The organism is Nostoc sp., from assembly GCF_036917315.1.
GTDB lineage: Bacteria > Cyanobacteriota > Cyanobacteriia > Cyanobacteriales > Nostocaceae > Nostoc.
In genome coordinates this window covers 29,554-50,992 of sequence record NZ_JBALDR010000052.1, presented here as the reverse complement: position 1 = coordinate 50,992, position 21,439 = coordinate 29,554, and the positions used below count along the sequence as shown (strand labels likewise).

The 21,439-nt window shown below is 42.3% G+C and carries 18 protein-coding genes; 6 read left to right on the top strand and 12 right to left on the bottom strand.

The window, feature by feature from the left end; genetic code table 11:
* Nucleotides 1-147: 147 nt before the first annotated feature.
* On the bottom strand, nucleotides 148-1,611 hold the full coding sequence (locus tag V7K84_RS25580) for an RtcB family protein (RefSeq protein ID WP_334842208.1): 1,464 nt from the start codon (nucleotides 1,609-1,611) through the stop codon (nucleotides 148-150).
* A 419-nt stretch (nucleotides 1,612-2,030) separates the two neighbouring features.
* Here V7K84_RS25580 and V7K84_RS25575 point away from each other — a divergent pair, with 419 nt between their 5' ends.
* From V7K84_RS25575 to V7K84_RS25565, 3 genes are all read left to right on the top strand, one after another.
* Nucleotides 2,031-2,225, top strand: coding sequence for a heavy-metal-associated domain-containing protein (locus tag V7K84_RS25575; protein WP_094350009.1), 195 nt, complete (start codon nucleotides 2,031-2,033; stop codon nucleotides 2,223-2,225).
* 223 nt (nucleotides 2,226-2,448) lie between these two features.
* Entirely contained in the window at nucleotides 2,449-4,836 is a 2,388-nt protein-coding gene (locus V7K84_RS25570; protein WP_334842206.1) for a heavy metal translocating P-type ATPase, read from the top strand.
* A 19-nt stretch (nucleotides 4,837-4,855) separates the two neighbouring features.
* Nucleotides 4,856-5,083 carry a hypothetical protein gene (locus V7K84_RS25565; protein WP_334842204.1) on the top strand — a complete coding sequence of 76 codons (228 nt, stop codon included), beginning with the start codon at nucleotides 4,856-4,858 and terminating at the stop codon, nucleotides 5,081-5,083.
* Nucleotides 5,084-5,089: 6 nt separating this feature from the next.
* Here the strand turns inward: V7K84_RS25565 and V7K84_RS25560 are convergent, their stop codons facing one another.
* Complete coding sequence (locus V7K84_RS25560) at nucleotides 5,090-5,515, bottom strand: heavy metal-responsive transcriptional regulator (RefSeq protein ID WP_334842202.1); 426 nt, start codon at nucleotides 5,513-5,515, stop codon at nucleotides 5,090-5,092.
* Nucleotides 5,516-5,860: 345 nt separating this feature from the next.
* Between V7K84_RS25560 and V7K84_RS25555 the strand changes: the two genes are divergently transcribed.
* Nucleotides 5,861-6,949 carry an aromatic ring-hydroxylating dioxygenase subunit alpha gene (locus tag V7K84_RS25555; protein WP_334842200.1) on the top strand — a complete coding sequence of 363 codons (1,089 nt, stop codon included), beginning with the start codon at nucleotides 5,861-5,863 and terminating at the stop codon, nucleotides 6,947-6,949.
* A 400-nt stretch (nucleotides 6,950-7,349) separates the two neighbouring features.
* Here V7K84_RS25555 and V7K84_RS25550 read toward each other — a convergent pair whose 3' ends face one another.
* Nucleotides 7,350-7,484: a hypothetical protein gene (locus V7K84_RS25550; protein WP_334842198.1), complete on the bottom strand. Its 135-nt coding sequence runs from the start codon at nucleotides 7,482-7,484 to the stop codon at nucleotides 7,350-7,352.
* Between the two features lie 134 nt (nucleotides 7,485-7,618).
* Between V7K84_RS25550 and V7K84_RS25545 the strand changes: the two genes are divergently transcribed.
* The gene (locus V7K84_RS25545; protein ID WP_334842196.1) at nucleotides 7,619-9,064 is read left to right on the top strand and encodes a HEAT repeat domain-containing protein; all 1,446 of its coding nucleotides are present in this window, start codon (nucleotides 7,619-7,621) and stop codon (nucleotides 9,062-9,064) included.
* A gap of 113 nt (nucleotides 9,065-9,177) precedes the next feature.
* Here the strand turns inward: V7K84_RS25545 and V7K84_RS25540 are convergent, their stop codons facing one another.
* The 3 genes from V7K84_RS25540 to V7K84_RS25530 all read right to left on the bottom strand — a co-directional run bounded on the left by V7K84_RS25540 (nucleotide 9,178) and on the right by V7K84_RS25530 (nucleotide 12,592).
* Complete coding sequence (locus V7K84_RS25540; protein WP_334842194.1) at nucleotides 9,178-9,777, bottom strand: SMI1/KNR4 family protein; 600 nt, start codon at nucleotides 9,775-9,777, stop codon at nucleotides 9,178-9,180.
* Nucleotides 9,778-9,822: 45 nt separating this feature from the next.
* A complete protein-coding gene (locus tag V7K84_RS25535) occupies nucleotides 9,823-10,497 on the bottom strand; it encodes a hypothetical protein (protein WP_334842193.1) in 675 nt (224 codons plus the stop codon).
* 94 nt (nucleotides 10,498-10,591) lie between these two features.
* Nucleotides 10,592-12,592: a heavy metal translocating P-type ATPase gene (locus V7K84_RS25530; protein ID WP_334842191.1), complete on the bottom strand. Its 2,001-nt coding sequence runs from the start codon at nucleotides 12,590-12,592 to the stop codon at nucleotides 10,592-10,594.
* 575 nt (nucleotides 12,593-13,167) lie between these two features.
* On the opposite strand from V7K84_RS25530, the gene V7K84_RS25525 reads away from it, so the two are divergent.
* The gene (locus V7K84_RS25525; RefSeq protein WP_334842189.1) at nucleotides 13,168-13,548 is read left to right on the top strand and encodes a hypothetical protein; all 381 of its coding nucleotides are present in this window, start codon (nucleotides 13,168-13,170) and stop codon (nucleotides 13,546-13,548) included.
* 243 nt (nucleotides 13,549-13,791) lie between these two features.
* Here V7K84_RS25525 and V7K84_RS25520 read toward each other — a convergent pair whose 3' ends face one another.
* The 6 genes from V7K84_RS25520 to V7K84_RS25495 form a co-directional block, all read right to left on the bottom strand.
* Nucleotides 13,792-16,467 carry a DEAD/DEAH box helicase gene (locus V7K84_RS25520; RefSeq protein WP_334842187.1) on the bottom strand — a complete coding sequence of 892 codons (2,676 nt, stop codon included), beginning with the start codon at nucleotides 16,465-16,467 and terminating at the stop codon, nucleotides 13,792-13,794.
* Nucleotides 16,468-16,588: 121 nt separating this feature from the next.
* Nucleotides 16,589-17,407: a pyrroline-5-carboxylate reductase gene (gene proC, locus V7K84_RS25515; RefSeq protein ID WP_334842186.1), complete on the bottom strand. Its 819-nt coding sequence runs from the start codon at nucleotides 17,405-17,407 to the stop codon at nucleotides 16,589-16,591.
* 176 nt (nucleotides 17,408-17,583) lie between these two features.
* The gene (locus V7K84_RS25510; RefSeq protein ID WP_334842184.1) at nucleotides 17,584-18,192 is read right to left on the bottom strand and encodes a cell division protein SepF; all 609 of its coding nucleotides are present in this window, start codon (nucleotides 18,190-18,192) and stop codon (nucleotides 17,584-17,586) included.
* A 504-nt stretch (nucleotides 18,193-18,696) separates the two neighbouring features.
* Complete coding sequence (locus V7K84_RS25505) at nucleotides 18,697-19,365, bottom strand: YggS family pyridoxal phosphate-dependent enzyme (RefSeq protein WP_334842182.1); 669 nt, start codon at nucleotides 19,363-19,365, stop codon at nucleotides 18,697-18,699.
* Entirely contained in the window at nucleotides 19,362-19,640 is a 279-nt protein-coding gene (gene pipX / locus V7K84_RS25500) for a transcriptional coactivator PipX (RefSeq protein WP_069068710.1), read from the bottom strand. The genes V7K84_RS25505 and pipX overlap by 4 nt, the downstream gene beginning before the upstream one ends.
* Nucleotides 19,641-20,466: 826 nt before the next feature.
* Complete coding sequence (locus V7K84_RS25495; protein WP_334842181.1) at nucleotides 20,467-21,384, bottom strand: energy-coupling factor transporter transmembrane component T family protein; 918 nt, start codon at nucleotides 21,382-21,384, stop codon at nucleotides 20,467-20,469.
* Nucleotides 21,385-21,439: the final 55 nt, after the last annotated feature.

Below are 21,439 nucleotides of genomic sequence, written 5' to 3'. Positions count from 1 at the left end.
TTCCTATCTAGCTGATTGCAAAATAATCATCATTAATATGCGTTTATCGCATTAATACGGATTTACTATAGCTTCACAGATGCCATTCTAAATGAGGGAATAAAGATGGATACCCCTGGCGTTGACCAGGGGCTTTTTATTTGGCAGCTACGCCTTGAACGTCAACACCGGACTCAATCGCGCTACAACGTCTACCATTTCTGCCTCAACCTGCACATCAATCACAGACTGAATCGGTTTGTAGGCAGCAGGTGCTTCCTCAATTCGGCGTTCTTCACGCAGGGTAATGCAGTCTACTCCAGTTAATCCCAGTTCTGTCTCACTTTGAGATGCACCTCTGCGACTGAGGTCGAACCGAGAACGAATTCTTCCCGCCCCATGTGACGCCGAGTTAGAAAATGCTGGATTCCCTTTACCCACCATCAGATAAGAATAAGCACCCATTGAACCTGGGATAATCACTGGTTGTCCTGTATGGGCAGGACAAGCGCCCTTGCGTGTTACCCATCCCTGACCTTCTGGTAAGGTGATGTTATGGGGCAAGTCATAAACTAAAGGTGCTTCGACATCTTTGTATACTTCCCGCAAACGCAGACGTAGCAGTTCCGCTAACAGCAGGCGATTGACAAAGGCATAGTTAGCAGCAGTGGCCTCAGCTTGCAGGTAACTGGCAACTAGTTCGGGGTGAGAATAAGTAGAGAGAGGAAAAATTTGAGAATCAGGGTACTTCAGACCTTTTTGCCAAGTCGCCTTAGCTTTATCTCGCCACATTCCCCCAATATACTTACCCACGTTTCGGGAACCAGAGTGAATCATAAAAGCTAGCTGCCCCTCGCGCACTCCCCAAGCGTGGGCAAGTGGGCGATTTTCGACTTTATCAACCCGTTGCACTTCGACAAAATGATTACCGCCGCCAATGGTTGCCAGTCCGCCATCGCGTACCAGTCCAGCATCGGGAACTAATTCTTCAGGCGCAAGTTTCCAGTCACCATCCATTGAACCACCTAAGAAAATGCGTTCGCCCCTGGCGTTGGCGGAGCCATCGCTCTCTTGGGCAAGTTGTTGTAAATCAGATTTGATTACGCTCCCCGTAGGCTTATCTAGCATGGCATCCAGCCAACCGGGAACACCGTATTGAAATAGAGCTTGCATTGCCTGAGCAGTCATCGTCACATCACGCGTACCGAAGAAGTAATCCCCCTTCATCCGTTCTACGAATTGGTCGCGCTTTGCCAGGAATTCCTCAATTGTCAAATCAACAACATGCAGGCGCATCCCACAATTGATGTCAGAACCGACAGCACCAGGAATGACTTGACCCACAGTTTCTACGACTGAACCAATGGCAACACCCGCATCACCTGGGTGAAAGTCAGGCGTAGCACAGGCACGACAAACGCATCCACCTGATGGGTGGCGGACGCTTGCCAAATTCGCTAACTGCCTCAGTGCCTTAGCTTCAACGGGGAAGCCTTCTGGCAGTAACACTTCTGCTACAGGAGCATCAGGAGAATTAACTAAACGAACTGAATAAGTGCGATTGTTATAAGTTACATCTAAACCCTGCCGCTCTAAAGCACGCAAGAGACGTTTCAGATTTTTTGGCTGCATGAAAACTCCAAATAGAGCCTTAAAGAAGACCCTTTGTTGTGAAGAGAGGAGGAGACTTGGTTCAGCAGCCGCGTCTCAATTAGTGCAGAAGGTCGTTTTCCCAGAACTGTGGGGAAAACAACAGGTTAATTCTGACTAATGTAGTTATATAGCCTTAATAACACACGCTTTCATCGAATGACAAGGGTTTTGTAGTACGTTGTATTTTCGGTAGGCTACAGTTACTCAGCAAAACCAAAGTTGTAAAGAAATTTGAAGTTTAGCGAAAAACTTTTAAAAATCTCTAGACTCTCCAGCCGACTAGAGAGTCTAGGATGAATTTAAGGCGACTCTCAACCAGAAATTTCTGACGTGTGAGGGATACGTCTCAGTCATCCAGATCGATCTGGTTAGGTTGTTCATTATTATCCCGTAAATCTATGACTCTCCAACTCACAGTTCCCAACATGGCTTGTTCTGCTTGTGCAAGCACCATCACCAAAACACTTCAGGCAGTCGATGCCAATGCTAGCGTTCAGGCCGATCCAACAACCAAGCTTGTCAGTGTTGAAACTCAAGCATCAGAAACAGCAATTAAGGAAGCGTTGGCTGCTGCGGGTTATCCAGTTGCTTAATTTTTAGCAAGAAAGGCAGGAGGCAGTGTTTCGACTACGCTCAACAACTAGGCAGGAGGCAGAAGGGGAATAATTCTCTGGAGCCCCCTGCCGCGTTAAGTCCCTAATCAAAATTTATGATTTGGTGGCTTGCAATTAGATGGAGTTGAGAGCAACAGATAATATTCCTGTCTCCTGCCTTCTTCACGCTCCTCTCACACCAATTACAGGGGTTCATCTAGTTATGGATACTCTCACGCTCAAACTTCGAGGTATGAGTTGCGCCGCTTGCGCCAGCAACATCGAAAAGGCAATTCGCTCTGTTTCTGGGGTAATTGACTGCAACGTTAACTTTGGAGCAGAACAAGCCGCCATCGAATACGATCGCTCTCTAGCCAATTTAGAGAAAATCCAAGGTGCGATCGCTGCTGCGGGATACTCTTCCTACTCACTCCAGGAAGAATTGCTCTCCGAAGAAGATGATGCAGAGATTGCGAGTAGGCAAGCATTACAACGCCAACTCTCCCTCAAGGTAACGGTGGGAGGTGTAATCAGCATTTTCCTATTTTTGGGGTCGTTGCCCATGATGACTGGGCTAAATTTACCCTTGATTCCAAGTTTCCTGCAAAATCCTTGGATACAATTACTGCTGACAACACCCGTCGTGTTCTGGTGTGGTGGATCTTTTTACCGCAATGGCTGGAAATCCCTCAAGCGCCATACAGCGACGATGGACACGCTGATTGCTTTGGGTACAAGTGCAGCATATCTATATTCTTTGTTTGTCACTGTTTTCCCGAAATTTTTTATTGCTCAGGGCTTGATACCTCATATTTATTATGAAGTTGCCGCCATTGTCATTACCTTAATTTTGTTGGGGCGGTTGCTGGAAAATCGTGCCAGGGGACAAACTTCTGAAGCCATTCGCAAACTCATCGGATTGCAAGCTAGAGATGCCAGAGTCATTCGCGATGGTAGAGAAATTGATGTTCCGATCGCCGAAGTCAGAATCAACGATGTAATTTTGGTGCGTCCCGGTGAAAAGATTCCGGTAGATGGCGAAGTGATTACAGGCGCTTCGACGGTAGATGAAGCGATGGTGACGGGTGAAAGTTTGCCAGTCAAAAAGCAACCAGGTGATGAGGTGATTGGGGCAACGATTAACGGTGCGGGTGCATTTCAGTTTCGGGTGACACGAATCGGAAATGATACATTTTTGGCTCAAATTGTCAAACTAGTGCAACAAGCCCAAGGTTCTAAAGCACCAATTCAGCGCTTGGCAGATCGAGTTACAGGATGGTTTGTACCAGCTGTGATTGCCGTTGCGATCGCCACTTTCATCATTTGGTTTAATTTCACTGGCAACCTCACCCTCGCAACAATGACAACGGTGGGTGTATTGATTATCGCTTGTCCTTGTGCTTTGGGTTTAGCTACTCCCACTTCTGTAATGGTGGGGACGGGCAAAGGTGCGGAAAATGGCATTTTGATTAAGGGTGCTGACAGTTTAGAACTAGCACACAAAATTCAAACCATCGTTCTAGATAAAACCGGCACCTTGACTCAGGGGAAACCGACAGTTACAGACTTTGTAACTGTCAACGGCACAGCTAATGGTAATGAAATCAAGCTTTTACAGTTAGCAGCAACGGTAGAACGCAATTCTGAGCATCCTTTAGCTGAGGCGGTTGTAAAATATGCCCAGTCTCAAGAAGTGACTTTAATAGATGCAAATAACTTCACAGCTAATGCAGGTAGTGGTGTCCAAGCAGTTGTTGCAAATCAGCTTGTGCAAATTGGTACACAACGCTGGTTAACAGAACTTGGAATTAACACCATGAGTCTCCAGCAATATAAAGATGCCTGGGAAGCGGCTGGTAAAACAGTTATTTTGATTGCTGTAGATGGCGAACTACAAGGAATAATGGGTATTGCCGATGCCCTAAAACCTTCGTCAGCAGCAGTGGTGAAAGCTTTACAGAAGTTAGGTTTAGAAGTAGTAATGCTCACCGGGGATAATCGTAAAACTGCTGATGCGATCGCAAGACAAGTTGGCATCCAGCGAATCTTTGCCGAAGTGCGTCCAGATCAAAAGGCGGCGATTATCCAATCATTGCAAGGGGAGCAGAGGGGCAGGGGGGCAGAGGGGCAGAGGGGCAGAGGGGCAGGGGAGCAGAGGGGCAGAGGAGCAGGGGAGCAGAGGAGCAGAGGAGTAAGGGGAAAGAATTCTGATAAATTCTCACTCAAAACTCAGCACTCAATTGTCGCAATGGTAGGTGATGGCATAAATGATGCGCCAGCCTTAGCACAGGCTGATGTGGGAATTGCTATTGGTACGGGAACAGATGTAGCGATCGCAGCTAGCGATATCACCCTAATTTCTGGCGATTTGCAAGGAATTGTCACAGCAATTCAACTCAGCCGCGCCACCATCAACAATATCAAGCAAAATCTCTTCTTTGCCTTTATTTACAACGTTATTGGTATTCCCATTGCGGCAGGAATTTTGTTTCCCATCTTTGGTTGGTTACTCAATCCAATTATCGCTGGCGCGGCGATGGCTCTTTCTTCGCTTTCTGTTGTTAGCAATGCCCTCAGATTGCGTAACTTTCAACCAAAAATTAGCTCATAATTGCAGGGTAATTTAGGAAATGTTCACTCAAAAAACGCTTTGGGGAAGCCTTACAGCTTTAGTGCTGCTCGCTGGAACATCAGGCGTAACATTAGCAGAAATGCCAGCCCACTCGTCAGAGCAAAACAGCCAATTTCACAGTATCGAGCAACCTTTGGGCTTGAAAGTTGGTGTTGCGATCGCAGGTTTCGCCTTGATTGGACTAGAGTTGTGGTGGTTTCTTCTCTATAAAAGTCCTGATTCCTGATTAGTGTCAGCCCTGAGAGGTGTTTTGAATAATCGGACAAATTGTCTTCTCATGATGGTCGCTGATATTCTTCCAGCCTGAAAGTAATCCCTTGATTTCAGAGCGCAAAGTTAACAGCTGATCGATTTGGCGATCGATCTGCAAGACTTTATCTTCAAGCTTTTCTTTGATTTCACCACAGGGAGTTTGCCCTTGGTCATAAACTTGAAGAATATTTCCAATCTCTTCTAGGCTAAGACCAAGATTTTGCGCCCTTTTAATGAATGCTAGACGAGTTAATACATCCAATGAAAACTGGCGAAAGCCTCCCTCTGTCCGTCTTAATGAATTGATTAAACCTAAACTCTCGTAATAACGAATTGTCCTGATGGGTATTCCAGTTAAATCTGTTACCTGACCAATCAAAAGCAGTTTTTTATCTTGAGTTAACATGGTAGATTTTCCCAAGTTTTGTACTTATTATTACATATTTTGCTAAACATAAAGTGGTTTGAGAGTTAAGCGAAATATTAGCATTAGTGTTTAAACTTTTTATCTAATTAGAGATTTTACTAAGTTGTAAATTTTCAAATATCTATTTTAAATGGATATTTGGGATTTAACCGATCTTAAATTGGCATAATTTAACATTTTTTATAATATTTTTTAAAGATTTTACCTGATGATTTTTATCTATTTATTGGGTAGCTGTTTCTCATGGTACTGAAAGTAACTGTTTTTTAGAAGTTCCCATGTTACTTCTAGATCAACTGCTTCACTTCAAGTGAAACCATAAAAATGAATCTCAACTCGCAGACTTTTAGCTCAATCCGTAAACCTAAAATTTTCAATAATCCAGAGCGTTTTATTGAGGGATGGTATTGGGTAATACCTTCTCAAAATCTGCGGGTGGGTGAAGTAAAACCTGTCACGATTTTGGGCAGAGAACTAGTGATTTACCGGGGTAAAGACAAAAGAGTAGTTACCTTTGATGCTTACTGTCCACACATGGGCGCTCACCTTGCTGAAGGCAAAGTTGAGGGTAATGCACTACGTTGTTTTTTCCATCACTGGAAGTTTGATGCTGAAGGGATGTGTATTGATATCCCATGTTTAGATACACCGCCTTCCCTAAAGTTACAAACTTGGCCCACTGCTGAAAAATATGGGATGATTTGGGTTTGGACTGGAGAAATACCACAGCAACCTCTACCTTTTGTTCCAGAGTTAGAACAAAAAGAGTGTGATGTCGCCATCCATTCCCACTTCTTGATGAACTGTCACCCCAATGTGGTGATGATTAATGCGATTGATGCTCAACACCTCAATACAGTTCACCAATTACCACTAGAAATTATTTTTGAAAGACACGAACTAAACGAGAATGCGATTATCTTCAGTAATACTACACCCATCAAAGACAATTTCTTTTTGATTAAGCTCATCCGTCTTTTCTACAAAAATGTCATAACTTACAGTATTTGCTATTGGTACGGTAGCATTGGCATTGTGACACTTGGCCCTGATTTCTTCCATGTCCACATGATGGTTGCAGTTCGCCTCTACGAAGGGGGAAAAACTGAAGGTCAAGTTCTGTTGATGGCTAAAAAACGTAAAGGAATTTTTGGTTGGTTATGCAATCGAGTTGTGCTATGGCTGACTAAAATTGCGGCAAAGTACTTTCTCATGGGTGATATCAAGATTCTTCAAACAATTCAGTTTGATTTAAAAACTCCCATCAAAGCAGATCACTCAATCATGCAGTTTATTAACCATGTTGAAAAACAGCAATCCTTAATGTGGGGGACTTGGCAAGAAATGCGATCGCGCGATGTGGAGAGCAAGCCCAGGCGTGAGAGATGGCAAGATACAATGAGTAATGATTAATATCATGTCTAGATGACCAGAATTCCGTCAGACTGCTTGGCCATTTAAACGGATAGATATTATACCATTGTCAACAATGTTTGCAAAAAATGAATCGGCTGTAGGGGCGTACAGCTGTGCGCCCCTAAAAATGTAGGTATAACAATTAATAAAGGTTAAAAGTTGAACGAAATTACTTTTAACTTTTAATTTATTTTTTACTGGGCTGCCAGATAAATAAAAAGAAGTGGCAAAGCCACTTCCTAATTCCCAGGTAGAACCTAAGTCATGAGTATAACCACTACAAAAATTTGAAATAGTATAAAAGAACACCAATTAACTTAATATCTGTGTTTTCCTTGTTTTCTGTGTTAGGAAATACTGATTTTCATCAGCTAAATAACTGTATATTTACATAGTCTCATAATTGCAATGCAGACTCAATTTTATCCAGTTCATTGTTAAGATGTGCCAGTTTTGTCTGTTCATCAAGAAACTGCTGTTCTAATTGAAACTTTACTGCCGTAGCAGCCTTAATAGCTACAGCTTTTTTCATCTGCTTTAACTTCTCGCTACAGATGTCAAATTCTGCCTGAAGTGCGTCTAGCTTTTATTGCGATCGCACTGTAAAAATGCCATTATTTACACAGATTTAGGATATTGGTTACAAGGTAATTTTTATGAAAACCAATGAGCAACCAGCAAGAGCAAGACAATATTAATTTTTTAATTAAACAACTACATACAAGTCAGGATAACTCAGTTCTCAAACAGGTTGCTGAACGTTTGGGGTTTTTAGGTGCTGCTAATGCAGATGTAATTAATGCCTTAATTGACCTAGTATGCACCACGCAAGATGAACCTACGCGCTGGGTAGGAATTCAAAGCTTAGGCAAAATTGGTACTGATAACAATGATGTTATTCAAACACTAATTAAGCAACTCAGTACTGTTCAGCCACCTACCCGTAGGGTAATAGCACAGAACCTAGCGAAAATTGCTGTTTGTAACGAACAGGCAATTACGACTCTGGCTAACCTAGCACGTAGTACCTTTGATGAAGTAACTCGCGAAGCCATTGCTTATACCTTGGGGTACATCGGTAAAGGTAGCCAGGATGCAATTCAAACTTTGATTTATTTAATACACAATAGTTCTTATGATTATGCTCGCCAAACTTCTGCTAAGAGTTTAAGACGCATTGAGGATACTAGTCAAGATACTATCAATGCCATAGTTGAAACTGCGAGGACTGCACAAGAATATCAGACTCGCTGTACAGCATTATCAATTTTAGAACAAATTGCAGTGGGGAATACTGATGCAATCAATAAATTAACAGAAATGTTCTTATCTGGTAATTATGAGCCTACTATAGGCTATCAAAAACATCATAGTCAAGGATTAATTGCTCGTACTATCGCAAAAATTGATTATAAAATTATAATTAAATTGGCAGAAAACAACCGTAGCCAAGAATTTGTTTTAATATTAGCGAAGAGTTTAGGTTATGTTAATTTTGGAAAATTAGACGCAATTAATGCATTAATTAAACTATTACATCTGCCTCAGTATGAAATAGCTATATCAGCAACTGTTTACAGCTTAGAAAAGATTGCTATTGGGAATCCAGATGTAATTACAGTTTTAATCGAAGTACTTCCAAGAACACATACTTTAATACGTCCTGCGGTTATTAAAGGTTTAAGTACGATTGGTGCCAATAACCAGATTGTTCTGCGTACTTTAATTGATTTAGCTTATAATGTTCAGGATTTAGAAGAACGCCGCGCTATAGCTAAAGCCTTCGGAAAAATGACAGTTACTAGTTCAGAGGCTGTTGATGCTTTAACTTCTTTAATGCGTATTTGTGATGACCATAATTTTTGGTACATTGCAACCGAAACTCTCCAAAAAATAGGTATTGGTAATAATAATGCTATTGCCACATTGATTGAACTACTGCCAACGCTTAAAAGTGTTGATTGGAATGCCGTTAAGACGTTAGCAGAAATTGGAGTGGGTAATTCGGCTGCAATTGTTGCTCTTACAGAAATCCTTTCTACCTGTCAAGATGATAATAATCGGCGCTTTTTGACTGGTTTATTGGAAAAAATGAGAGAAAATCAATCCTAATAACTAATCGATCCCAGAATGTTTTAAGTTTTGAATATTATATCTCTGTAATTTTAATTATTTCCCATTTGACTACTATTCAGATATTTCAGTTTCTTGAATATCCCAATTTATCAAATAAAAAGTTCTGGTTTCCTTAATATTTCCTCCATCATTTCACCAAATGAACGATAACGCTGTGCGCCAAATGAAGCAGTTGAAAAGCTACAAAACCAAGCTTCCCATTCACCATCTATTGCAACGATCTGAGGATTTAGTAAATATATCACACCCATATCTTCACTGCTTATTTCCAATGCTGTTTGTAGATACTCTGGTCGGGATATGTCATCATATTGCTCATCGCCATAAACAAAATACTCTTCGTCTGTTAATGGTGATTCAGTCCAAGTTTCGATTAATTTATCTATCCAATCTTGACGATCAAGAGCATACCATACAATATCTTCAGTTCCACAAAATTCTAGACCATATTCTGATATAGGACGCAACCCATTAGAAGCTTTCAGAAACTCCCGGTAAGAAGGTGGAAAAGTTACATTTAAACGAGCTTCGGTAGCAACTATTTCCTCTTCAGTTGCACCAGGATAACCTAAGTAGCCAGATTTGCGAACTTCTGGGGATAAACGTTCTTCATCATAATCTTCAAGAAATATTTCTATTCGCTTTTGGCTCCATTCTCTAATACGGTTTTCCCAGTGACTTTTTTTCATTATTTGTAATACTTTCAGAAAGCTAAACTGATGTTTAACATACCACTACTCACTTGAATTCAATACAACGATAATTTCTGCTAGCCTAATTCCCAAAGGTTTCCAGTGAGGATTGGTGGAAGAAAAAGTACTATCCCCAGACACTGCTTGATAGTCATTGGGGAACTTTTCAGCAGCATTAGAAGCAGTATCTACTCGTAGAATAAGTTTGCCTTGATAACGGGATAATTTACTACTATCCAACAAAATAGTACCGCCGTAATCCCACGCCAATCCATAAAGTTTAAAATCACCTAATTTCTTGCGTAACTCACTCAATGGGGTTCCCACCCCAATACCTTCGCGCGTTTTCCAAGCTGAACCCAAGTTACGCACATCTAAAGGTTTGGTACGAGTATTATCGCTCCAAACTACCAAGAGCGATCGCCCCTGATTTAGATTTACCTGAGTAGCTGCAAAACTACCTATTCCTTCAGCACCAGAGATAGTTTTGTCAACGAGGTGGGATGCACCAAACAGCTTGACTAAATCTCGCTTGGTGGTTTTGCGTGTTATCGGCCCCACTCTTTCCCCAGGAACAATCAAGATATCTTTTGACGCTTGCGTAGCAACAGTAACTGGATGATTGATTTTCTGGGGTAGTGCAAAGGCTGGGTTTGCTGAATAGTTTAGCAATAAAGCTAAAGAAGCTGTAGCAATACCTTTAATTGATGAATTCATGGGTTCTATTTTGGTTAGTAGAATATGAGTGAGAAGTACTCATAATTTAACTACTACAAATTACCAATTAAAGATTCCCGATTTGCCAATAACTTTATTTCATCGCTCTAGTTGCGTTTAAAATTGCCAGCATTGCTACTCCGACATCAGCAAATACAGCTTCCCACATTGTCGCTATACCAAAAATACCCAATCCAATAAATAAACCTTTAATTGCTAAAGCAAACCCAATATTTTGCCAAACAATTTTACGAGTTTTTCTGGCGATTTGGATTGCTTCTGCCACTTTTGATGGTGCATCTGTCATGATGACAATATCGGCAGTTTCGATCGCGGCATCTGAGCCTAATCCACCCATTGCCATGCCAACATCTGCTCTAGCAATCACTGGTGCATCATTAATGCCATCCCCAACAAAGGCAACTTTACCATGCTTGCCTGCGGTGCTGAGTAACTTCTCAATGGCATTAACTTTTTCTTCAGGTAATAACTCTGCTTCATAGGTATCTATGCCAAGCTGTTGAGCAATCCGGGAAGCGATCGCTTGATTATCTCCTGTCAACATTACTGTTCTCTCTACACCCATTCGCTTGAGTGCTTGAATAGCCTGTCTTGCATCTTCTTTCAATTCATCAGCAATGACAATATATCCAGCGTAAATATTATCTACTGCTAGATGAATAACTGTTCCCTCTAACTGGCAATTATTATGAGCAATCTGCTCTCTGTGGAGTAGGCGATCGCTTCCTGCTATGACTAGCTTATTTTCAACCTTGGCTCTAATTCCATAACCTGCGATCTCTTCATAATCTCTCACCTCAAATTCATCTATTTTTCCACCATAAGCCTTACGGATGGATTGAGCGATGGGATGATTTGAGTGCGATTCTACTTTGGCAGCTAATTGCAATAATTCTTGTTCGTTAAAACCATTTTCAGGTACTATTTTTGCTACTTTGAATACCCCTTTAGTTAATGTCCCAGTTTTATCAAAAACAACTGTATTGACTGCATTTAAAGTATCTAAAAAAGTAGAGCCTTTAACCAAAATCCCACGTTTAGCTGCACCTCCCACACCTCCAAAGTAACCTAAGGGGATACTGATAACGAGTCCACACGGGCAGGAGATAACGAGTAAAATTAGGGCACGATAAATCCATTCGGAAGATGTTGCACCTGAAATGAATAAAGGAGGTAGTATTGCAACTGCTAGAGATGTGAAAACTACGATTGGCGTATAATATCTGGCAAATTTAGTAATAAATTTTTCTGTTTCTGCTTTTTTACTTTTAGCATTTTGCACTAAGTCTAAAATCTTGGCAATGGAAGACTCATCAAAAAGTTTTGTTACTCTAATGCTGAGAACACCTATTTTATTAATCGTTCCAGCCAGAACTGTTTCTCCCGTCCTCACTGTTCGCGGTACAGATTCTCCAGTTAATGCAGATGTATCAACTTGCGAGCTACCATCTATAATTTCGCCATCTAAAGGAATTTTTTCTCCGGGTTTAACAATGATAATATCCCCAACATTCACTGTTTCTGGTGATACTTTTTTGAGTTCTCCTTCTATTTGGATGTTGGCATAATCTGGACGGACTTCCAATAATGCTTTGATGGAATTACGAGAACGACTGACGGCAATATCTTGGAACAATTCTCCAATTTTATAAAATAACATGACTCCGACAGCTTCGGGTAATTTATGAATTGCGATCGCCCCTAGTGTCGCTACTGTCATCAAAAATGTTTCATCAAATATTCTACCTCTGAGTATATTACGCCCAGCAGTTTTTAAAACACTCCATCCACTTAATAAATAGGCAGGGATAAAAAGCAGATATTCACCTATTGAATAAAACGTATTGTGTAATTGATTTTCAAAAATTACACCAGGCGCATATAAACTTAAGATCGCAACCAAAGGCAATAGTTCATTTTTCAGATTAAATTCTCCACCGTGGTCGTGATTATGGTCATGGTCATGGTTATGATTCTCATCGCGATCGTGATTATGAACATGGTTATGATTCTCGTGATGGTCATGTTCACCGCTGCAACAATCTGAAGATTCCGAATGTACTTTCTGCTTCATTTTTTTCTATGTAGGCTAGTAAATTAGTTGAGATATGAGCTTTTTTTAAATGTAATAAAAAAAAGAAGTTTTTACAAGTTGATATTTTAAGAACGAGAATCTATCTCAAATTTATTGCTAAATATATACACCATCTTTTGATTAAAATTAAGATTTATAATCTTGTAAAGATAGCTATAGCGGCTTTCAATTGTATAGAATTATGTAAGATATAACTTTTGTTCGTAGTGAGCGATTTATTGCTCTGTATAAGAATTTAAACGGCTAGAGCCGCTAATTACTAGCTCTAATTTAATTAAGCTCTTATACTTACATCAAGCAAATAATAACCGTCTTGGCAATCTACAGCGGATTGAAATTTGCTGAATTACATAACGTGGCGTCTAAAAGCTAGACATCAAGCCTGTTTGATTGCTGAATTATGATGTAGTAAATAATTTACGACCAAACTGGTGAAGAGATGGAACTTTTTTGGATAACAAGTGTCTATCTAGCTATTCTCAGGGAAAATTCACTTGAAGTTTGAAAGTTAATCGAATACCCTAATCTAGTAGACAATTTTCTCAAGGAAATCTATGAACAAAAGAATTCTTCTAAATTTGCTTTCCAGTTCCTCAATTTTTGTGTCGATGATGTCTACGCTGGTGGCATTTCATCCTGCCCATGCTAGTGGTAGCATTACACAGCGATTACTGCACACACAAGACGGTCGTACCTGTATCACTAACCCACATGGTGGAAAAGATTTTGTGTGCATTCGAGATTCAGAGAGAAAACGTCCCTATACCTCTACAAGTTCCTCAACTATTGTCACATCAGTATCAGATCGAAATATTGCCATGTTGAACTTTACTGAAGAGGAAAGCGATGCTGCAATTAGGGTATTTGGCTGCGACTGTCCATTATGTATAAATTCTTTGCGTCAGTTGCAGGGTACTGGAAACTTGGTGTACTAAGATTGAATAGCGCTGATAGCGACTATAACTTTTGTTAGATACACGCGATCGATCACGCATAAAAAATATACGAAACCAAAAAAGCATTTTTAACTAAGTACCACTACTATTATTTGGTAACATTTAAGTTCATTGTTGGGGCAATTCATGAATTGCCCCAACAGCAGCTATTTTTGCATAAGTACTGAGAGAAAAAGACGCACAGAAATTATTAAATACTCTGTGTGCATCAGAGCGTCCTATTTATTCAACCACCTCATTCACAGGGAATCTATCAATCAACTGCATCGCCCGATAGGCATTACGCAAGAAAGAGTCTGGCAAATGGGGAATGTGGGGTATCTGCGACAATAAATCCAAAGTTCGGCGTAAAATTCTCACGACATCGCCTTCATCCAAGGTAGTATTCTCGCAGAGTTCAGTCCACTCCATTCCCAGCGCCCATTGTTCTACTATGGCAATCAACTCAAATTCCAACCATATCGGCAGCGCTACGTTATACCGCCGTTGTCGTTGGAACATTTGGTGGCGAATTCCCCGCAATTTTTTCAAGGCTTCTGCCACTTCATTACTAAGGTCAAAATTAACTTTGCTATCTGGGCGGGGCGTTTCCATCACTAAAGCCGCTGCTGCTGCTGCTAAATGATGCGGATCTAAGTTGTCTAATTCACCACTAGCGAATACTAAACCCAGCCACAATTCATTTTCCCCTCGGATGGCGGCAGCGATTCGCCCTAATTTTGTGGGGACTAAGTTATCCAAAGCGTCAAAATGTTGCAGAATGGCGATTAAATTGAGAAATTCTTCCCAATGACGTTGTGACTGTTGCTCTACTTGCCCTTGCAACTGTTCGAGTTCGGCTTCTAGTTCGACATAGCGGGCCCGGCGTTTGAAAAGGGTTGCAGCATTGCCTGATTGATGTAGGGGATGAGCTTCTAATTGCTCTTGAATAGCGGTAACGTGACTGAGTTGTTCTGCTACTTCTGGTGCTAGATGCAAAGATTCTATCGGATTGGGAATACGTACAGCGATCGCAAAGCTTTCTTCGTTACCACGGCGCGACTGTCCTGGCTTCAAGGGCATCTCTGGCGGTGGTAGTACATCAGGCGGCACCTCTATTCGCGGCAGTTCGGCATACAAATCGACTACATCCCCTGTGGTTGCAACATACCAGCGGTTATCGTGCCCCAAGCATACCAAGTAGGGAGCTTGACCAGAACCAGGCGATTTTCCCACTAAAACTGCCGTTACCGGGGAAGACACCATGATATTTTTGCCCTTGAGACTCAACAGAGTTCCTGACACTGCAAAGCCCAACATCATCACCAATTCCTCTTGGCGGTTTTCCTGTGCTTGTTCTTGCAAGGTTTTCAATATCTGGCGTTCCACCTTCAGGCGTTGCCGCAATTTTTCATAAACAGCCAGTTCATTTTCATTAACCGCGGCGATTTGCTCATGAAGTTGAGCTAATTGGGTTTGCAATTCGGCAATCTCATCGTATTCTGGCCGTAAATGCAAGGTTGCCATGTACTGCCCAAAACTGCGCTCTATCAGTTCCCTGGTTTGCTCTAGGGTATGGGTTTGCAGCAAGTTGAGTACCATGCCATAACTGGGCGTAAACTGGCTTACTAGGGGGTCTGGCTTGGATGTTCCCAAATACGCCGCTTCTTTAGCTCCTTCAAAGGGAGTTTGGACTGTCACCACATGACCTTGTTTATCCATCCCCCGGCGGCCTGCTCGTCCCGCCATTTGCAAGAATTCAGAAGCGTTCAACAGGCGGTGTCCGGTATCAGTCCGCTTGGAAAGGGTAGAAATTACCGTTGTTCGGGCGGGCATATTAATTCCCGCTGCTAGTGTCTCAGTGGCGAATACTACTTTAATCAGCCCTTGCTGAAATAGTTCTTCTACCAGTGCTTTCCAAGCAGGTAAAATCCCCGCGTGGTGGGCAGCAATTCCTCGATACAAGGGTGCAATTTGTCCAGAACGCCCTGCTTCGGGATTACGGGCTAAAAAGTCATCAATCTGTTCGCGTAAAATTTGCGACTCTTCACTATTTACCAGCCATAAATCTCCCACTTCCGCCACTGCTTTATCACATCCCCGGCGGCTGAAGATAAAGTAAATTGCTGGTAGCATATCCCGTTGTTCTAACTGGCTCAAGGTATAAATTATACCCGGAGCTTCCGGTCTACCATTTCTTCCCCTATCCCTTTCTCCCCCTTTCCCCTTTTTCTTCTGAAGTCGGGGGTTAATTTTGGTTTTGCTATCATTTAGCAGGGGGAATAACCCTTTAGGATTGCAAAAGTGAAATTCTAAGGGGACTGGGCGAAAATCGGAGTAAATCAGGTCTGTTGGCCCGTGAACGCGATTTAGCCAATCGGTGAGTTGATCGCTATTGGCAACCGTTGCTGAGAGGGCTGCCAGTTGCACTTCACGGGGACAATAGATGATTGATTCTTCCCAAACAGTACCGCGCTGGCGATCGTTCATGTAGTGGCATTCATCAAGTATCACCGCTTCCACGTCTACTAATGAGATGCCGATTTGCCCAATGGGTGTGCCATAGAGCATATTTCGGAAAATTTCTGTGGTCATCACCAAAATCGGCGCATCCCTGTGAATGGAAGCATCTCCAGTTAACAGTCCGACTCGATCGAACCCGAACTTTTCTCGAAAGTCACGTAATTTTTGATTCGACAGCGCTTTCAGGGGAGTAGTATAAAACACGCGTTTTCCTCGCGCTAGGGCGCGATAAATGGCGTATTCTCCTACTAATGTTTTGCCCGAACCTGTGGGGGCGCATACAACAACTGAGCGTCCAGCGTTCAGGGACGCGATCGCTTCTTTTTGAAACTGATCCAGATCAAAGGGAAATATAGACCCTAAGTCAAGTTCTGGAGACGGTGCAGGATAATTCACTCAATCACATTTGCAACCAGATTGTTTACTATACTAACGAGTCTTTTGTCAACTTCGTTATTAGTCATTAGTCATTAGTTTTTCACAAAGGATAAAGGATAAATGACAAAGGACTCTTAAATTATTTTCCCAGCTCTTGCGATCGCTCTGTGGCAGCTTTGACTGCTTCAATTAAAGCGGAACGAAATCCTGCCTGTTCTAGCTTGGCAATCCCGGCAATGGTTGTACCTCCAGGACTGGTAACGCGATCTTTGAGTTCTGCTGGGTGCATTTTGGTTTCATGTAACAGTTTCGCTGTTCCCAGTACGGTTTGCAAGGCTAGTTGATTGGCAATTGCTCTAGGTAAACCAGCGGCGACTCCGCCATCTGCAAGTGCTTCTACCATGAGCGCCACGTAAGCGGGGCCGCTACCAGATAACCCTGTAACTGCATCCATCAGCGCTTCTGAAACTTCCACGACTTCACCCACAGCAGAAAAAACTTGCTGTGCTATTTGGTGATGCTTGGCATTGGTATATGCACCTAAACAAATCGCGGTAACTCCTGCTCCCACTGTTGCCGGGGTGTTGGGCATTGCTCTAATCACTGGTAATTGCACAAATGCTGCTTCTAGCTGACTTAAGGGCACACCCGCCAAAATAGAAATGATCAGAGGTGTATGTTCTCTATTAAGAATATCAATATGTGCTAATTCTTGAGCGATCGCGCTAAATACCTGGGGCTTCACTGCCAAAAAGAGAACTTCTTTTGCTTCCGTGAAAACCTGACTATTATCTGTCGTCACAGCAACACCGTATTGTTGCTTTAAAAAATCTAAGCGTGAAGATAGGGGTTCGCTAACTATGACTTCTGATGATTGATAAATTCCACGCGCGATAAGGCGGGATAAGAGCGCTTCTCCCATTACCCCACCACCAATTAGTCCAAATTTTATAGTCATTACTCATTAGTCATAAGTGAGCCAGCGCGGTCTTGGGGGTTTCCCCCATGAGTGACTGGCGAACCCGTAAGGGTCATTGGTCATTAGTCATTAGTCGTTTGTCATTTGTCACCATGAGCAAAACCCAGGACAAATGACAAAGGACAAAGGACAAACGACTAAATACTAATTTAACTTTATTGTGCCATCCGGTTAGTTTCGTTGCCCCAGGTTTGATTTGGAGTACCTGTTGTCGGACGAGAGGGACGTACTGGTGGTTGTGGTACTTCATGAAGAACGCCACCTTGGGTACTAACTTGGACACAACTTGGTGTAAACAAAAAGATGCTTTCACCGATGCGCTCTTGATGTCCATCTAGTGCGTAAGTACCACCTGCTACAAAATCTACTGCTCGTTGAGCTTGATCTGGGTCCATGATTGTCAGATTTAATACCACTGACTTGCGTTCGCGCAACGCTTGAATTGCCTGGGGCATTTCTTCAAAGGTGCGTGGTTCGAGTACTAAAACTTCCGAAATTCCGTTAATTGCTCCTGGCATACCAATCACATTCCCCATTGGCTTTGAACCTGCTGTCATATCATCTCCCATTGTAGGCACTGGTTCCCGCCAGCGTCGATTTTGAGCGGCTGGACTCTCTTGTGGTGCTGGCTGGGGATTTTCTTGCTGATACAGATTTTGGTAATTATTATTATTATCTGTTTCTGGTTCTTCTTCGTAATACTCGTATTCTACTTGCTCATTTAGACCCACAAAGTCTCTGAGTTTGGAAAAAATGTTGTTCATTGTGTGTGTACTCTCCTGGTGCGAATAGCCTGTAATGACTTGGCTGAGGATTAGTTGAGATAGGAGCGTTCGCTACATCGGTGGATACTTCAGCAACTGTATTGCTAGTTGTAGCCCATACTACGGGTTTTGGCGATGAACTGACACTTATTGGAAAGGTCTGTGCATCGCCTAAACATAATAACGAGTCAAGATTATATCCTAAGGTTTATCCGAAGGAAACTTCTTTATACCCCATTTTCTCTTGGCGATTGCTCTTGTCAATACTATATCCTTTGTTTCCGATTGCACCAGTCTGTTACAAAATTCTTGTCATCAAATCCTTAGCTTCTATTAATACTGAAGAGTAAGGCTGATGATTAACGCTCTTCTATGACTATGGAGAGAGAATAATCCAAGCGATTAGAAATCGCGGCTACACAAACAAAGTCCGCCTGCGCGGACTAACGCCAAAATAGGGTTTCAAATTTAATCTGACGAGAGTAATAAAAGAGCGTTAATCGGCTAAGAGCGATCGCCAAACAAGATTGTTCCTAATCGTACCATCGTTGCGCCTGCTTGCACTGCCAGTTCGTAGTCGCCTGACATACCCATAGATAGGTGCTGCATTTTAATATGCGACCAGTTTTGCTCCTGGATTTCTTTGGCTAGCTCGCGATTGCGATTAAACACACTGAGAATTTCAGAATCATTTAATCCTGAAGGTGGAATTGTCATCAAACCTTGAATTTGTAAACTTTTGTATTGATTGAGTGTAGGTAAATCGGCCAAAAGTTCTGGCACACTCCAACCAGACTTGTTGGCATCGGGGAGAATTTTCACTTGCAGGCAAACCTGGGGACTCACTCCTAGCTGTTGCGCCAATTGGTCTAAGCGCTGTGCCAGCTTCAAATTATCGACGGAGTGAATCCAAGGGAAATGCTCAATGGCTTTTTTGGCTTTATTGCTTTGCAAATGTCCAATAAAGTGCCAGGTAATATCCGGTAAGTCTTGCAACTCGGCTTGTTTACTGGCAGCTTCTTGGATACGACTTTCCCCGAAATCACGAATTCCTGCGTTGTATGCAGACCGAATGGCCTGGGCAGAAACTTGCTTGCTAACAGCAATCAATATGACTGAAGTTGGCAGTGAGGAGCGAATGGAAAGAATACGTTCGGAAATCGAACTGTTCATTGGAAGGTGCGCTGGAAAACACTCTGAAGCTGATCGTACTCCTGAGAATGCCCACTGCGCCGCAGAGTACGTAAGCGATTTTCCAACATCATTCTCGCCTCAGTACGTCCTAGAGACTGGAATTTAACACCTTTAACGTCATTTGCCACCAAAAAAAATAAGCGCTGGGCATAAAGTGTGGTGAACAAATCCTGGTTCTCATCAACCATACAGATTTTGTAGAGTAAACCCCAAGTTGGATGGTTTATGTAAGTTTCTGCGTTTTCTGGATTCATTTAAGAGTCAAGGTGTAGTCAAGGTGGAAGTATATATATCTTTTCGCAGTGAATTCCAAACATTCAGACGATAATACCAACATTCGCCAGAATATTTGGTTAAAATGCGAAGCTGCGGTTACGAAGACCTCGATCTAGTTCCTAATGGGCAGATGAAGCTAGTGGTAGTGAAGCGTGATGGTACAACAAAAGCCGCGAAGCGTAGATTCAAAGAGTAGAGGCTGTTCGACAAATATCACCATCTGCTTTGGTGACTTCAATTTAGCAATCTGTAGGGACAAGGCACAAAATATTGCCGCTCCTCTGGTTGAAAGTTCGACGTGGGAAGGAAAAACACCCTTTGAAGTTCCCAACGGCAACGGCGAATTTTTCAACTTCTTTCCATACTGCCACAACTGTCGCTGAATGGCACAAAATTTGGGACTGGAAAGAAAACTATCATTTATGCCAAAAGGTCTATTGATTATCCAGTATTTTCAGTGGTGGAATTTGTGCCTGAGCGTTGTGCAGAGATTCATCAGGGTACTCGGTCAAAAATCTTGAGATTAATTTGTAGGGTTAGCGTAAGGCTGGTTAATATCTAAAATCTACAGGAAATGGTAGGGGATCAATTTTATGGCTGGGTAGCTACTCAAATTACCCTACCATATTGTTACCTATAGCTCAATACTGTTCGGTTAACGTTAAGGCAAGAGACACGATGAATCGCCGTCTCTACAATAATCAGTCTTTGGTAGAGACGGCGATTTAATTTTTTACTTCTGACTCCTGAATTCTGACTTCTGAATTATGCTGTATTACCTCTTACCATTTTCTCAGTGCAAAATTACGCCTGAGTTCCTATAGCTAGTCGTATTCCCCAGAATAAGATTAAAGTTGCGATCGCCAGCCAGTCACGCCCTTTTAATCGTAAGTCGTGCCACTGCACTCGATGCTCGTTGGGACTGGTAAAACCCCGTACCATCATTGCATTCGCCATTTGATCGGCTCGTAAGAGCAGATTTTCTAATAGTCTCTCTGCGACTGTCATCCAAACCTTGAATGCTCCTTTTAATCCCAGCTTTTTCCAATTAATTGCCCTTGTCATTACGGAGCGAAATAAGTTTTGCACTTCTTCTAAAACCAAGGGAATAAAGCGCAAGGACAAGGTTAAAGTTAAAGCAATTTCTGTGACAGGCAACTTGAAGCGTCGCAAGGGTTGCATTAGGCTTTCTATGCCAGATGTGATTTCTTCTGGTGCGGTTGTCAGCAGATACAAGTTGGTGCTGTAAATAACGGTGAATATAAGTGTACTCAGGCGTACTGCCAAACTCAATGAGTAGCGAGTCACTTTAACCGGGCCTTTGTGAAATAGCACGTAGCTGTATGCTTTTTTCTCGGCTGGTGGCTCTTGAATATTATTAGAGAATGCTGGCTGAGTTAAGATTTGTTCATTAGCTGGCAGACGTGACTGATAATCTACACCCAGTCCATCAGGACTGATGGCTGCGATCGCTAGCACAAAAAACGATAGCATTAATAGCCAACCCATTTGCTGCTGCCATACGCGTCGAGGAATTCTCGCAATCAAGGTGGCAATAATCAAAATTACCACCAGCAGCACCCGCCAAAAGTTGTTGGCCAAAACATAGCTTGTTAAAAAGCTCATCAACCACGCGAACTTGACTCGCGGATCGATTTTATGCAGCCAAGTTTGGGGTTGTTCTAAATAAAGTCCAAGTGGCAGCGATCGCAATAAATCCATTTTAGAGTTAGGAATGAGGAATGAGAAGTCTCTCTTGTACAGACGCGATTCATCG

Coding starts and splice junctions, on each gene's coding strand:
- V7K84_RS25575 (WP_094350009.1), top strand. CDS start 2,031: ATGACTCTCCAACTCACAGTTCCCAACATGGCTTGTTCTGCTTGTGCA.
- V7K84_RS25580 (WP_334842208.1), bottom strand. CDS start 1,611: ATGCAGCCAAAAAATCTGAAACGTCTCTTGCGTGCTTTAGAGCGGCAG.
- V7K84_RS25505 (WP_334842182.1), bottom strand. CDS start 19,365: ATGAACAGTTCGATTTCCGAACGTATTCTTTCCATTCGCTCCTCACTG.
- V7K84_RS25555 (WP_334842200.1), top strand. CDS start 5,861: ATGAATCTCAACTCGCAGACTTTTAGCTCAATCCGTAAACCTAAAATT.
- V7K84_RS25570 (WP_334842206.1), top strand. CDS start 2,449: ATGGATACTCTCACGCTCAAACTTCGAGGTATGAGTTGCGCCGCTTGC.
- V7K84_RS25510 (WP_334842184.1), bottom strand. CDS start 18,192: ATGAACAACATTTTTTCCAAACTCAGAGACTTTGTGGGTCTAAATGAG.
- V7K84_RS25530 (WP_334842191.1), bottom strand. CDS start 12,592: ATGAAGCAGAAAGTACATTCGGAATCTTCAGATTGTTGCAGCGGTGAA.
- V7K84_RS25560 (WP_334842202.1), bottom strand. CDS start 5,515: ATGTTAACTCAAGATAAAAAACTGCTTTTGATTGGTCAGGTAACAGAT.
- V7K84_RS25565 (WP_334842204.1), top strand. CDS start 4,856: ATGTTCACTCAAAAAACGCTTTGGGGAAGCCTTACAGCTTTAGTGCTG.
- V7K84_RS25545 (WP_334842196.1), top strand. CDS start 7,619: ATGAGCAACCAGCAAGAGCAAGACAATATTAATTTTTTAATTAAACAA.
- V7K84_RS25495 (WP_334842181.1), bottom strand. CDS start 21,384: ATGGATTTATTGCGATCGCTGCCACTTGGACTTTATTTAGAACAACCC.
- V7K84_RS25525 (WP_334842189.1), top strand. CDS start 13,168: ATGAACAAAAGAATTCTTCTAAATTTGCTTTCCAGTTCCTCAATTTTT.
- V7K84_RS25550 (WP_334842198.1), bottom strand. CDS start 7,484: ATGAAAAAAGCTGTAGCTATTAAGGCTGCTACGGCAGTAAAGTTTCAA.
- V7K84_RS25535 (WP_334842193.1), bottom strand. CDS start 10,497: ATGAATTCATCAATTAAAGGTATTGCTACAGCTTCTTTAGCTTTATTG.
- proC (WP_334842186.1), bottom strand. CDS start 17,407: ATGACTATAAAATTTGGACTAATTGGTGGTGGGGTAATGGGAGAAGCG.
- V7K84_RS25540 (WP_334842194.1), bottom strand. CDS start 9,777: ATGAAAAAAAGTCACTGGGAAAACCGTATTAGAGAATGGAGCCAAAAG.
- pipX (WP_069068710.1), bottom strand. CDS start 19,640: ATGAATCCAGAAAACGCAGAAACTTACATAAACCATCCAACTTGGGGT.